The 14,430-nt window shown below is 42.6% G+C and carries 12 protein-coding genes; all 12 read left to right on the top strand.

The features are described from left to right. The first annotated feature begins 31 nt into the window (after positions 1-31). Positions 32-1,744, top strand: coding sequence for a DNA polymerase/3'-5' exonuclease PolX (gene polX / locus MHI58_RS13660; RefSeq protein WP_045034141.1), 1,713 nt, complete (start codon positions 32-34; stop codon positions 1,742-1,744). A 21-nt stretch (positions 1,745-1,765) separates the two neighbouring features. Then, on the top strand, positions 1,766-4,123 hold the full coding sequence (locus MHI58_RS13655) for an endonuclease MutS2 (protein ID WP_024718639.1): 2,358 nt from the start codon (positions 1,766-1,768) through the stop codon (positions 4,121-4,123). Positions 4,124-4,137: 14 nt separating this feature from the next. After that, complete coding sequence (locus MHI58_RS13650) at positions 4,138-4,542, top strand: DUF350 domain-containing protein (RefSeq protein ID WP_007501637.1); 405 nt, start codon at positions 4,138-4,140, stop codon at positions 4,540-4,542. Positions 4,543-4,704: 162 nt separating this feature from the next. Next, positions 4,705-5,160, top strand: a complete 456-nt coding sequence (locus tag MHI58_RS13645; RefSeq protein ID WP_045034140.1) for an Imm63 family immunity protein — start codon at positions 4,705-4,707, stop codon at positions 5,158-5,160. A gap of 100 nt (positions 5,161-5,260) precedes the next feature. Then, positions 5,261-6,970 carry an AMP-binding protein gene (locus MHI58_RS13640; protein WP_045034139.1) on the top strand — a complete coding sequence of 570 codons (1,710 nt, stop codon included), beginning with the start codon at positions 5,261-5,263 and terminating at the stop codon, positions 6,968-6,970. Positions 6,971-7,144: 174 nt separating this feature from the next. After that, positions 7,145-7,729 carry a TetR/AcrR family transcriptional regulator gene (locus MHI58_RS13635; RefSeq protein WP_017358246.1) on the top strand — a complete coding sequence of 195 codons (585 nt, stop codon included), beginning with the start codon at positions 7,145-7,147 and terminating at the stop codon, positions 7,727-7,729. A 25-nt stretch (positions 7,730-7,754) separates the two neighbouring features. After that, positions 7,755-8,534: an enoyl-CoA hydratase gene (locus tag MHI58_RS13630; protein WP_017358245.1), complete on the top strand. Its 780-nt coding sequence runs from the start codon at positions 7,755-7,757 to the stop codon at positions 8,532-8,534. A gap of 31 nt (positions 8,535-8,565) precedes the next feature. After that, positions 8,566-9,339, top strand: coding sequence for an electron transfer flavoprotein subunit beta/FixA family protein (locus MHI58_RS13625; protein ID WP_045034138.1), 774 nt, complete (start codon positions 8,566-8,568; stop codon positions 9,337-9,339). Between the two features lie 44 nt (positions 9,340-9,383). Next, a complete protein-coding gene (locus tag MHI58_RS13620) occupies positions 9,384-10,361 on the top strand; it encodes an electron transfer flavoprotein subunit alpha/FixB family protein (protein WP_017358243.1) in 978 nt (325 codons plus the stop codon). Positions 10,362-10,436: 75 nt separating this feature from the next. Next, complete coding sequence (locus tag MHI58_RS13615) at positions 10,437-11,915, top strand: alpha-N-arabinofuranosidase (RefSeq protein WP_045034137.1); 1,479 nt, start codon at positions 10,437-10,439, stop codon at positions 11,913-11,915. A gap of 246 nt (positions 11,916-12,161) precedes the next feature. Further along, positions 12,162-12,476 carry a thioredoxin gene (gene trxA, locus MHI58_RS13610; protein ID WP_007501629.1) on the top strand — a complete coding sequence of 105 codons (315 nt, stop codon included), beginning with the start codon at positions 12,162-12,164 and terminating at the stop codon, positions 12,474-12,476. Positions 12,477-12,612: 136 nt separating this feature from the next. Then, complete coding sequence (gene uvrC / locus MHI58_RS13605; RefSeq protein ID WP_041506756.1) at positions 12,613-14,385, top strand: excinuclease ABC subunit UvrC; 1,773 nt, start codon at positions 12,613-12,615, stop codon at positions 14,383-14,385. Positions 14,386-14,430 lie beyond the last annotated feature (45 nt).

Here is a 14,430-nt window from a genome sequence, read left to right as displayed (position 1 = left end):
GGAAGATGCCAAAGCGGCTGGAGGATGAGAGATGAATAAAAAAGATATAATCAAACTTCTTGAAACAATTGCAGTTTATATGGAGCTAAAAGGAGATAATCCTTTTAAAATTTCTGCCTTTCGTAAAGCAGCTGCGGCACTGGAACAAGATGACCGCAGTCTTTCTCAAATAGATGACCTATTAGCATTACCCGGCATTGGAAAAGGAACCTTTGCTGTGATCACAGAGTATATCGAAAAAGGACAGTCTGAAACACTCGAACAATTAAAAAAAGAAGTGCCTGAAGGACTTGTCCCGCTCTTAAAATTGCAAGGACTCGGCGGGAAGAAGATTGCTAAGCTCTACCAAGAGCTTGGTGTTCACGATGCACAGTCTTTAAAAGAAGCATGTGAAGCGGAAAAAGTACAAACGCTTGCTGGGTTTGGCAGAAAAACAGAAGAAAAGATTCTTGCCGCTCTTGAGGAGGCAGGGAAGCAGCCAGAACGACTGCCAATTGGTTTTGCATTAGATGTGGCAGAACGAATTGATCATGCGCTGGAACAGATGGAGGGAATCATCCGTTTTTCAAGAGCGGGTAGTTTAAGACGTGCGCGTGAAACGGTCAAAGATTTAGATTACATCATTGCGACTGATAATCCTGAACAAGTGAGAGAACAACTTGTTGCTCTTGATGATGTCAAAGATGTCATTGCGAGCGGTGATACGAAGGTATCTGTCATGCTTGCACTTGATTTTGAAATCAGTGTAGATTTCCGGCTTGTGACAACAGACCAATTTGCAACAACGCTGCACCATTTCACTGGCTCAAAAGATCATAACATTCGTATGCGACAGCTTGCGAAGGAGCGCGGTGAGCGTATTAGTGAATATGGGGTTGAAACGATCGAAACTGGGGATGTGAAAACATTTGAAGACGAAAGCGCTTTTTATGCACATTTCCAACTACCGCTCATTCCGCCAGAAATTCGTGAAACCGGAGCAGAGATTGATACGTATAAAGAAAGTATGCAATTTGTAGAACGAAAAGATATCAAAGGCGATCTTCATATGCACTCGACATGGAGTGATGGCGCTTTTTCTATTCGCGAAATGGCAGAGGCATGTATCGCAAAAGGCTATGAATACATGGCCATTACAGACCACTCACAATATTTAAAAGTAGCAAACGGTTTAACAAAAGAACGTTTGCGTTTGCAAGCAAAAGAAATTGACAAGCTGAATCAAGAACTCGAAAATTTTCACATTTTCAAAGGGGTCGAAATGGATATTCTGCCGGATGGATCGTTAGATTATGATGATGACTTTCTAGCAGACATGGATTTTGTCATTGCGTCTATTCATTCTAGCTTCTCTCAGCCGGAGGAAGTCATTATGGAGCGCCTAGAAAATGCCTTGAATAATCAGCATGTGGATTTAATTGCTCATCCAACTGGCCGTTTGATCGGTAGACGAGACGGCTATGCCTTAAATATTGATCAGCTCATAGAGCTTGCGAAAAAAACGGGCACTGCACTGGAACTCAACAGCAACCCGTCAAGACTTGATTTAAAAACAGAGCATTTAATAAAAGCAAACGAAGCGGGTGTGAACATCATGATCAATACAGATGCACACAACATCGCTATGCTCGATCATATGGACGTCGGTGTCACAGCTGCAAGAAAGGGCTGGACACCAAAAGCAAATGTCGTGAATACATTTTCACTCAATGAGATGAAAAAGTTTTTAACGCGTGACAGGTAGTCGTTAGGAGGCTGGACCATGCTGCAACAAAAAGTGTTAGCATCATTAGAATTTCATAAAGTAAAAGAAAAAGTCATGTCCTATACTGCTTCGACTTTAGGGAAAGAAAAAGCGCAGGACTTAATACCACTCACAGATATCGAGAGCATTCAGCATCTGCTAGAAGAGGTAGCAGAAGCGCAAGATGTGATTCGTTTAAAAGGATCTGCGCCATTTGGCGGGTTAACGGATATTAGACGAGGAGTCAAACGAGCAGAAATAGGCAGTATATTAAGCCCTTCTGAGCTGATGGAAATTGCGGCGCTGTTATATACCACAAAAAACATGAAGCACTTTCTCGCCTCTATGTATGAGGACGGAGTAGAGATACCTCGTCTTCATACATATGCAGAATCGCTAATTTTACTGCCAGACGTGAGAAAAGAAATCGAAAGCTGTATTGGTGATAATGGAGAAGTGCTTGATCATGCAACGCCAGCCCTCCGCACCATACGAACGCAGTTACGATCACTAGAATCAAAAGTACGAGATAAATTAGAATCAATGATTCGTTCACAATCTGCCTCGAAAATGCTGTCAGACACCATTGTGACCATTCGTAATGATCGATTTGTCATTCCCGTAAAACAAGAGTACCGCTCGAATTATGGAGGGATTGTTCACGATCAATCTTCTTCAGGCGCAACTCTTTTTATTGAGCCGCAGGTGGTCGTAGATTTAAATAACACCTTGCAGCAAACTCGCCTAAAAGAAAAGCAAGAGATTGAAAAGATTTTGCAAATGCTGACAGCGAGTGTGTCAGAGCACATTGATGAATTGCTTCATAATGTGAATGAACTTCAGACATTAGATTTTATTTTCGCCAAAGCCAAATATGCAAAAGCAGAAAAAGCCACAAAACCTACTGTGAATAACCAAGGGGAGATTTATTTAAAACGGGCAAGACATCCCCTATTGCCCCGAGATCAGGTTGTGGCAAATGATATTGAGCTAGGGAAAGATTTTTCTACGATCGTCATCACAGGTCCAAATACAGGCGGTAAGACCGTCACTTTAAAAACACTCGGACTTCTTACGCTGATGACGCAGGCAGGTCTTCATATTCCAGTCGAAGAAGGATCAGAAGTGGCTGTATTCGATCAAGTCTTTGCTGATATTGGAGACGAGCAGTCTATTGAACAGAGCTTGAGTACTTTCTCATCTCATATGGTCAATATTGTGGATATCTTAAAGCATTTGACGTCTAATTCACTCGTGTTATTTGATGAATTAGGTGCAGGAACAGATCCTGCTGAAGGTGCAGCACTTGCGATGAGCATCTTAGATGAAGTTCATCAAACAAATGCGCGCGTCATCGCAACGACTCACTATCCTGAGCTGAAGGCATACGGGTATAACCGAGAAGGCGTCACAAATGCGAGTGTAGAGTTTGATATTGAAACCTTATCCCCTACATATCGCTTGCTCATCGGGGTGCCGGGACGAAGTAATGCATTTGAAATTTCCAAGCGTCTAGGACTGCCTCATCATTTAATTGACCGTGCAAAAGCAGATATGCACGCAGAACATAATGAAGTCGATCAGATGATTGCTTCATTAGAAGACAGCAAAAAACAAGCAGAAGAAGAACTGCATGAGACGGAATTCTATAGAAAAGAAGCAGAGAAGCTCCATAAAGAACTGCAAAAACAAATCCTTGAATGGAATGAACAAAAGGACAAACTGCTGGAAGAAGCTGAACAAAAAGCGGCAGAAAAAATTGAACAAGCAACAAAAGAAGCAGAAGAGATTATTCAAGAGCTTCGGTCCATTAAAAGTGAGCATCGTTCATTCAAAGAACATGAACTCATTGATGCGAGAAAGCGTCTTGAAGAAGCTGTCCCTGAGTTTGACCGTAAGAAAAAACCAGAGCCAGTGAAAAAAGCAGCAAGACAGCTAAAGCCAGGCGATGAAGTCAAAGTGCTGACGTTTGGCCAAAAAGGAACGCTCATCGAACAAACGGGTAACAAAGAATGGAGTGTCCAAATGGGCATTCTAAAAATGAAAGTAAAAGAAAAAGATATGGAATTTATCAAATCAGCACCGGAATTTAAACAAGAGAAAGCCATCACGGCGGTCAAAGGAAAAGACTATCATGTATCACTTGAGCTTGATTTAAGAGGAGAGCGTTATGAGAATGCCTTAAGCAGAGTCGAGAAATACTTAGATGATGCCGTCTTAGCTGGCTATCCGCGCGTGTCGATCATTCACGGTAAAGGCACTGGCGCCTTGAGAAAAGGGGTCCAGGAATTATTAAAACAGCACCGTAGTGTAAAAAATGCTCGTTTTGGAGAACAAGGCGAGGGAGGATCAGGCGTCACCATCGTCGAATTAAAGTAAAAAGGAGAAAACGCATGAAAGCCTTTTGGGAAAATGAACTTGTGGAAATTGCCGCCTATTACAGCGTGGCCGTCCTATGTCTTGTCTTATTTCTTACCATATTTGAACTCGTGACCTCCTATAAAAACTGGGAAGAGATTCAGCGGGGGAACTTAGCTGTTGCTATGGCAACCGGCGGGAAGATTTTTGGGATTGCCAATGTCTTTCAGCATTCCATCGCCCAGCACAACTCGCTTCTTCAAATGGTCGGATGGGGCGTATACGGCTTTGTGATGCTGCTCGTCAGCTATTTCATTTTTGAATTTTTAACACCACGATTTAAAGTAGACAAAGAGATTGAGAATGATAATAGAGCGGTAGGGTTTATTTCACTCATTATTTCTGTTGGGCTGTCTTATGTAGTAGCAGCCGGCATTTAAGGAGACGACATGGAAAAACTAGCCAAAGTATTAATTGTAGTTGCCTGCACTTTTGCGGTTATTGGTGCCGTTTACATGTTCCTGTAAAATGAAGAATACATTCTAGAAAGCTGTCAGGGAAAACCTTGACAGCTTTTCACTCATCAAAGGCGGCGAATCAGAATGAATCAAATCTTGCAAAAAGACGAACTCATAAAGCGCATTGACAGTTGTCTCAAAAAGACATCTCTTCCCCAAGACATATATGAACCGTATATTGCACGTCCTTTTCAAACGACTGGTTTTTTTGATGATTTGAGCCCCTATATTGAAATTGATCCAGCCGGCTATATTCTTATTCAATATGAACGAGGGATTAAAGTGCTTCATAAAAGAACAAAAGAGGCGGATGAAGTCGTTTATTGGATTTTAGAAGACACCATCTTTCTAACTGTGCATCTAGACATGATGAGACAATATCAAGTGGACAACATTCACACACATTTACCTAATGACCCTAGTATCCATAAACAGATTGTGGAGAGAGTCCATGAGTCATTTCGTGAGATCGGTGGATTATACGAAAAGTGGCATCATGAAGGGAAAAGAGCCTCTATAGAAACACCGGCGAAAAAATGAAGATGTGTCATGGAACGAGCTCGATTTGAAAAAAGCAAACAGCCATAAGGAAAAGTTTGCTATAATAAAATAGTACGAAAGTTCAGGAAGGAGGGTTTTTATGCAGTCAGATAAACGTTGGCTTCTGCATTACCCGAATCAAATTCCCCACGAACTCACCATCCCAAATGAAACGTTGCAATCTTACTTATTCAGCTCCGCAGAGGCAGCACCTGAGCATACAGCCATTCATTTTTTAGGAAAAAACATCACCTACCAGCAGTTACAAGAAGATGCACTGAAATTAGCCAGTCACTTGATTGACATCGGTGTCAAAAAAGGCGACAGAGTAGCGATTATGCTGCCAAACTGCCCGCAATCGGTGATTTCTTATTATGCGGTTTTAATAGCAGGCGGCATTGTCGTTCAAACCAATCCGCTTTATACGGAGAAAGAACTGGAATATCAAATGGAGGACAGCGGCTCTAAGGTGCTGATCACTCTCGATCTACTGTATCCAAAGGCCTATAAAATGAAAGCGCTGACAAGTATGGAACATTTGATCATCACAAAATTACAAGATTACTTGCCATTTCCGAAAAACATATTGTTTCCGATTGTCCAGCGAAGGAAAAACAACATGGTCATCCAAGTGGAGAAGAGTGAGACCATTCATCATTTCTCACAGATCATGAAAGAATCGTCAGGAGAACGGATTCCGCAAATATCCTTTCAACCGAAAGAGGATGTCGCAGTTTTGCAATATACAGGCGGAACGACCGGTTTACCAAAAGGAGTCATGCTCACACACGAAAATATAGTAGCCAATACAGAAATGTGTGCATCCTGGATGTATAAAACGAACCGCGGAAAAGAGCGGATTCTTGGGATTATTCCGTTCTTTCATGTATACGGCATGACGACCGTGCTAAACCTTGCAGTCAAAGAAGGTCATCAAATGATTCTTCTTCCGCGTTTTGATGCAGCGGATGCCTTGAAGACCATTGAAAAACAGAAACCGACGCTGTTTCCAGGAGCACCAACGATGTATATTGCCCTGCTTCATCATCCGAATATTGAAAAGTATGACCTATCATCCATCACCGCATGCTTAAGCGGATCGGCCGCTCTTCCTGTAGAAGTCAAACAGAGTTTTGAAAAACTAACAGGAGGAAGGCTGGTGGAGGGGTATGGACTTTCAGAAACTTCTCCTGTCACTCATGCCAATTTCTTATGGGGAGCGAACAAAATAGGAAGTATCGGGTGCCCTTGGCCGAATACAGATGCCGGTATTTATTGTGACGAAACGGGTGGACTCAAAGCGCCATATGAGCACGGAGAGATTATCGTCAAAGGTCCTCAAATCATGAAAGGATACTGGAATCAGCCGGAGGAGACAGCGGCAGTGTTAAGAGACGGCTGGTTTTTCACAGGAGACATTGGGTATATGGATGAGGATGGTTTTTTCTATATCGTAGACCGGAAAAAGGATGTCATCATCGCGAGCGGCTATAATATTTACCCAAGAGAGGTTGAAGAAGCCCTTTATGAGCATGAGCTTGTACAAGAAGTGGTTGTGGCGGGTATTCCAGATCCGTATAGAGGGGAAACAGTAAAAGCCTTTGTTGTCCCGAAAAAGGATGCCTATGTAACAGAGGATGAACTGGATCGTTTTGTTAGAACAAGAATTGCCTCATTTAAAGTGCCGCGTGTCTACGAATTTAAGGAATCACTGCCTAAAACGGCTGTAGGGAAAATCTTGCGCAGAGTGTTAATTGAAGAAGAAAAAAGAAAGCAATCATCTTCAACAGAAGAACCAGTCGATCGATGAGAGAATGAACCAGCATCATCCGGTCAAGCGGCCGGATGATTTGAATTGTACGTGTCTGCTCTGGTATGCTAAAGGTTGAAAAGAAAGAAGAACATCACTTGACAAATCACTCGTTTCTTTTTAACATAAAGTTATGAATGAATGCTCATTCAATTTAGAAAGGGACGAAGCACATTGAAGCAGAAAAGACCGAAGTACATGCAAATTATTGATGCAGCCGTTGTGGTGATTGCAGAGAACGGCTACCATCAATCACAAGTTTCAAAGATTGCCAAACAAGCAGGGGTAGCAGACGGAACCATTTATCTCTATTTCAAAAACAAAGAGGACATTTTGATCTCGTTGTTCAAAGAAAAAATGGGACAATTCATCGAACGGATGGAAACAGATATTCAAAAGAAACCGTCTGCCAAAGAAAAGCTTCTTCTCCTCATTCGAGAACACTTTCGCCTGCTATCGCAAGACCATCATTTGGCCCTTGTGACACAGCTTGAACTCAGGCAGTCAAACCTTGAACTGCGCCAAAAAATCAATGAGGTGCTGAAAGGGTATTTAAATATGCTAGACTCCATTTTAACCGAAGGAAAGAAGACAGGAGAATTTAGACAAAATCTAGATGTCCGCTTAGCGAGACAAATGGTATTTGGGACGATTGATGAAACCGCTACAACATGGGTCATGAATGATCAAAAGTATGACCTGCCTGCACTCGCAGAAAGTGTACATGATCTTCTCTTAAACGGAATACATCAATCTTAAAGACAATTGAAAAAGGATGATTGACATGGAAAAAATACTTAGCTTACACCAAGACGAACAGACAGCACTCATCACGATTCAACACCCACCTGCAAATGCCTTATCCTCTCAGCTTCTCACTGAACTCAACGACATGTTTGATCAGCTTGAACAAAACAGTGAAGTGAGAGCTATTGTCATTCATGGAGAAGGTAGATTTTTCTCAGCAGGTGCTGATATTAAAGAATTTACGACCTTGCAGGAAGAATCTGATTATGCCAGCCTTGCAGACAGAGGACAGCAAGTGTTTGAACGAATTGAACAATGTCCAAAACCGGTGATTGCTTCCATTCACGGGGCAGCATTAGGCGGCGGGCTTGAGTTGGCGATGTCGTGTGATATTCGAATCGCAACAAAAGATGCAAAGCTGGGACTGCCGGAATTAAATCTCGGTATTATCCCAGGATTCGGCGGAACGCAGCGCCTGCCTCGCTATGTTGGATCAGCTAAAGCACTTGAAATGATGGGAACAGCTGAGCCGATTACAGGAGAAGAAGCATTTGCCTGCGGACTTGTTTCAAAACTTGCGGAAACAGAAGAAGAAGCGCTGGAAACAGCCAAAACATTGGCTGCGAAATTTGCAGCGAAAAGCCCTAAAACGCTTGAGTATGTGCTTGAGTTATTGAATGCGACAAAAGTGTACTCATATGATGGCGGAATGAAGCTGGAAGCCAAAAAGTTTGCTGAGGTGTTCCAGTCGAATGATGCCAAAGAAGGCATCCAGGCTTTTATCGAAAAGCGCAAACCGAATTTTAAAGGAGAATAAGGGATTAGTACGACACAAGGGGGAGAAATGAATGAATATTTTTGTTTTAATGAAGCGTACGTTTGACACGGAAGAGAAAATCTCTATTCAGTCTGGTGCTATTCAAGAAGATGGGGCAGAGTTCATTATTAATCCTTATGATGAGTACGCAATTGAAGAAGCGATTCAGCTTCGGGATGAGCACGGGGGAGAAGTAACGGTCGTGACAGTTGGCAATGAAGATGCGGAGAAGCAACTTAGAACAGCACTTGCAATGGGCTGCGATCAAGCCGTTTTATTAAATGTTGAAGATGATTTGGAGGAGTGGGATCAATTTTCCGCTTCTACGATTCTATATCACTATCTCAAGGATAAAAAAGCTTCCTTGATCTTAGCAGGGAATGTAGCGATTGACGGCGGGTCTGGACAGGTGGCCCCGCGTCTTGCTGAATTACTCGGTTTTCCATATGTCACAACCATTACAAGTATTCAAATCGACGGCGGCTCAGCTTCAATTGAGCGAGATGCAGAGGGTGATGTAGAAGTGATTTCTGCCGAGCTCCCGCTAGTGGTCACCGCGCAGCAAGGTCTCAATGAGCCTCGTTATCCATCGTTACCAGGCATCATGAAGGCGAAGAAAAAGCCTTTAGAAGCATTAGAATTAGACGATCTAGATTTAGATGAAGACGATGTGCCATATAAAATCAAAACAATCGAACGTTTCTTACCGGAGAAAAAAGAGGGTGGCAAGGTGCTGAGCGGCGAGCTTCAGGATCAGGTCAAGGAACTGACAGACCTGCTAAGAAATGAAGCAAAAGTCATCTAAACATCCACTTTACGATATCACGAGAACAAGGGGGAGCTTAAAGGATGAGTAAAAAAGTTGTTGTACTTGGAGAAAGTCGTGACGGTAAATTAAGAAATGTGACTTTTGAAGCGATTGCTGCCGCTCACGAGGTGGCTGATGGCGGTGAAGTGATTGGCGTTTTAATAGGGGATCACGTCAAAGACCAAGCGGATGAACTGCTTTATTATGGAGCGGATCATGTGATGATCGTCGAGCACCCGCATCTTTCTTATTATACGTCTGATGGTTTTGCGCAGGCGCTTCAAGCAATATTAGATCAAGTCAATCCTGATGCAGTGCTGTTCGGTCATACATCGATCGGAAAAGACTTGTCACCAAAAATAGCTGCACGCCTGCAAACAGGCTTAATTTCAGATGCAATAGATGTAAGCGTTACCGGTGAACATCTTGTTTTCACTAGACCGATTTATTCAGGAAAAGCTTTTGAAAAAGTCATTTCAACAGATCGTCTGCTTTTGGCTACTATCCGTCCAAACAACGTGGCACCGCTGGAGCGTGATGCGTCACGCAGCGGAGAAGTGACGCCAGTTTCTGTCGATATTCAAAACCTAAGAACGATCGTGAAGGAAGTCATTAAAAAAACATCAGAAGGTGTAGATTTATCTGAAGCGAAGGTCATTGTCGCAGGAGGCAGGGGGGTCAAGAGCAAAGAAGGCTTTGAACCGCTGAAAGAACTTGCCCAAACGCTTGGCGCAGCAGTCGGTGCCTCGCGTGGTGCATGTGACGCTGACTACTGCGATTATGCCCTGCAAATTGGTCAAACCGGTAAAGTCGTCACACCTGACCTTTACATTGCCTGCGGGATTTCAGGAGCTATTCAGCATTTAGCCGGTATGTCCAACAGTAAAGTCATTGTTGCGATCAACAAAGACCCAGAAGCTGAAATCTTCAAAATTGCCGATTACGGAATTGTCGGTGACTTATTCGAAGTCGTTCCGCTTTTAAATGAAGAGTTAAAAAAGATGAATATCCATTCTTAACGCTCATACACTCAGAATGCCTAGGTATTCTGGGTTTTTTTGTATGTCATCACGAAACAAAGGAGCGGTTTACAAGTGAATGGGACAGTAAAAGTGAATGAAGTGATTGGACGCATTTCTAAACACATCTATGGACACTTTCAAGAGCATTTAGGAAGAGGAATTTATGACGGCATTTGGGTAGGGAAAGACTCATCGATTGACCATATTGAGGGGATGCGTACCGATGTACTAAAGGCACTTCAAGCCTTACATATCCCGGTGCTGAGGTGGCCGGGCGGCTGTTTTGCAGACGAGTATCATTGGGCAAACGGCGTCGGTGATCTGAGTGAACGAAAGCCGATGGTGAATACTCATTGGGGTGGCACCGTTGAATCAAATGCGTTTGGTACACATGAATTTATGAGACTGTGTGAATTACTTGAATGTGAGCCTTATATTTGTGGAAACGTTGGAAGCGGTTCTGTTCAAGAATTAGCAGAATGGATTGAATATATCACATTTCCTAAGGGGACACCTATGTCGGATTGGCGGATTCAAAATGGAAAACAAGAACCGTGGGAGCTGACGTATGTTGGTGTAGGCAATGAAAGCTGGGGATGTGGTGGAAATATGACGCCAGAGTATTATGCAGACTTATATAAACGCTACCAAACGTATGTGAGAGAATTTGCTGGTCAGCGCATTTACAAAATCGCATGCGGTGCGAATTCAAATGATGTGAATTGGACAAAAGTATTAATGGAGCGCGCAGCGCCTTGGATGGATGGGCTCAGTTTGCATTACTATACGGTCCCAGGAACATGGGAGAAGAAAGGGTCAGCGACCGATTTTGATGAGGATGAGTGGTTTACAACGCTGAAAAAGGCGTCTGAAATGGAGCGGCTTGTTGTAGATCACGGAGAGATCATGGATCGTTATGATCCAGACAAGCGAATCGGGATGATTATTGATGAATGGGGGACATGGTATGATCCAGAACCGGGGACAAATCCAGGGTTTTTGTATCAGCAAAACACATTAAGAGATGCTCTAGTCTGTGCCTTGCATTTTCATATTTTTCATCGCCATTGCCAGCGGATTCATATGGCGAATATTGCCCAGACCGTCAATGTGCTGCAAGCGATGGTGTTAACGCAGGACGAAAAGATGCTCCTGACACCTACCTATCACGTATTTCACATGTTTCAAGTGCATCAAGAAGAAGAAGCGCTTGAAGTAGAATTGAATGCCCCTTCATATGAACGCCGGGGTGAAAAAATCCCTCAAGTCAGTGTGTCAGCCTCGCGATCATCTGACAAGATGCATATTAGTTTATGTCATGTGAATCCCCATGAAAAAGCAGACGTATCTCTTGCGATAGAGGGAATCGATACAAAAACGAAGGTCGCTGGCCGTGTGCTGACTGCTGATCGGATGAATGCGCACAACACGTTCGATGATCCTCATTCCATTCAGCCCGCGGACTTTCGGCAATTTGCTGTTAAGCACGGCGAGCTGACTATTGATCTGCCGCCTATGTCGGTTGTAATGTTGACCGTCGATCTGGCTTGATCGCATATTTCAATGTTTGATGAGAAGAATGTTGGGGCATCATACATTGTAAATGAAGCGGAAAGGGAGTTATGTCATATGCTTAGAACCATTCTGATGATCATCGGTGCGATTGTTGTTATTGGTGCGATCATACGGTTTGTTTTTTAATTCATTTCATAAAAAATGATTCGTAAGCATTTCATTCGCAAGTCACATTGGTAGATGCTATACTAAAAAGCATAATTTACATTGGAGGAATGAATAATGGCAATCGTAAAAGCTACTGACGCAACATTTTCACAAGAAACTGCAGAAGGTGTTGTTCTTGCAGACTTTTGGGCACCTTGGTGCGGACCTTGTAAAATGATTGCTCCAGTTCTTGAAGAACTTGATCAAGAAATGGGCGATAAAATGAAAATTGTAAAAATTGATGTGGATGATAACCAAGAAACTGCTGGTAAATACGGCGTTATGAGTATCCCAACACTTCTTGTTTTAAAAGACGGTGAAGTCGTCGAAACGTCTGTTGGTTTCAAACCAAAAGAAGCACTAGCTGAGCTTGTAAACAAACATCTATAAACCGATCTATGCCCACGTGGCATGATCTCAAAAGCGGTTCTCGTATAGAGAGCCGCTTTTCTTTCATCGTGGTATAAAACAAATGTTCGTGATACACTAGAAGGAGTGAAAGAGGAAAACAAGGACGGATGAAAAAATGAACAAATTGATCAAAGAAAAGCTGTCAGTCTTACCTGATCAACCAGGCTGTTACTTAATGAAAGATAGACAAAATACGATCATTTATGTGGGAAAGGCAAAGGTATTAAAAAATAGGGTCCGCTCTTATTTTACAGGATCTCATGATGCCAAAACGCAGCGGCTTGTCAGTGAAATCGAAGACTTTGAATACATTGTCACCTCTTCAAATATTGAGGCACTTATTTTAGAGCTGAATTTAATCAAAAAATATGACCCGAAATACAATGTCATGCTCAAGGATGACAAAACGTACCCTTTTATTAAAATTACGAATGAACGTCACCCTAAGCTGATTGTCACCCGCAATGTGAAAAAGGATAAAGGGAAATACTTCGGTCCATATCCGAACGTACAAGCAGCAAGAGAAACGAAAAAGCTGCTCGACCGTTTATATCCACTTAGAAAATGTGCGACACTCCCTGACCGAGTCTGTCTTTATTATCATCTTGGGCAATGTCTTGCTCCGTGTGTGTATGACATTTCTGAAGAAACGAATAAACAGCTCGTCGACGAAATCACAAGATTTCTAAACGGAGGACATCAGCAAATCAAGAAAGAATTAACAGAAAAGATGCAAGAAGCGGCCGAACAATTAGAATTTGAGCGGGCAAAAGAACTGAGAGATCAAATCGCATACATTGACTCAACGATGGAAAAGCAAAAGATGACGATGAGTGACTTATCCGATCGTGATGTGTTTGCCTATGCTTATGATAAGGGCTGGATGTGTGTCCAAGTCTTCTTCATCAGACAGGGGAAATTAATCGAACGTGATGTCAGCCTATTTCCGATGTATCAAGACCCTGAGGAAGAATTTCTCACGTTTATGGGGCAGTTTTATGAAAAAAACAACCACTTTCTGCCGAAAGAAATTTTGGTGCCGGACAGCGTCGATCAAGAGATGATTGAGCAATTGCTTGAAACGAATGTTCATCAGCCGAAAAAAGGAAAGAAAAAGGATTTGCTTTTACTTGCCCACCAAAACGCCAAAATTGCTCTCAAAGAAAAGTTCTCGCTTATAGAGCGTGATGAAGAACGGACAATTGGTGCAGTGGAGCAGCTTGGCGATGCACTCAATATTTATATGCCATACCGGATTGAGGCGTTTGATAACTCCAATATCCAAGGAGCAGACCCCGTATCCGCTATGGTTGTCTTCCAAGACGGGAAGCCGTATAAAAAGGAATACCGAAAATACAAAATTAAAACCGTTGAGGGGCCCGATGATTATGCTTCCATGCGTGAAGTCATTAGAAGGCGGTATACCCGTGTGTTAAAGGATGAACTGCCGCTTCCTGACTTGATTTTAATCGACGGAGGAAAAGGACAAATCAACGCAGCCATAGATGTGCTCGAAAATGAATTAAATCTGTCTGTTCCTGTGGCAGGTCTAGTGAAAGATGAAAAACACAGGACATCGAATCTTATGATGGGTGATACGCTTGAAATTGTTGCGCTGGAGCGGAATAGTCAGGCCTTTTATTTATTGCAGCGTATTCAAGATGAAGTGCACCGATTTGCGATTAGTTTTCATCGGCAGCTGCGCGGGAAGAATGCATTCCAGTCTATTCTAGACGATGTCCCAGGTATCGGGGAAAAGCGCAAAAAGCAGTTGCTTAAACATTTTGGCTCTGTGAAAAAGATGAAAGAAGCCTCTATCCAGGATTTTCAGGACGCTGGTATTCCGAAACAAACGGCTGAACTTTTAATGGAGGCATTAAAAAAATAGATTGTACTTTTTCCAAAAGTCTGTTAAGATGTGACTAATTTAATA

The sequence above is a fragment of the Bacillus sp. FSL K6-2869 genome (assembly GCF_040869405.1).
GTDB classification, from domain to species: domain Bacteria; phylum Bacillota; class Bacilli; order Bacillales; family Bacillaceae; genus Bacillus; species Bacillus altitudinis.
Note: the sequence above shows the minus strand (reverse complement) of the source record. Positions and strands in the feature narration are given on the sequence as shown.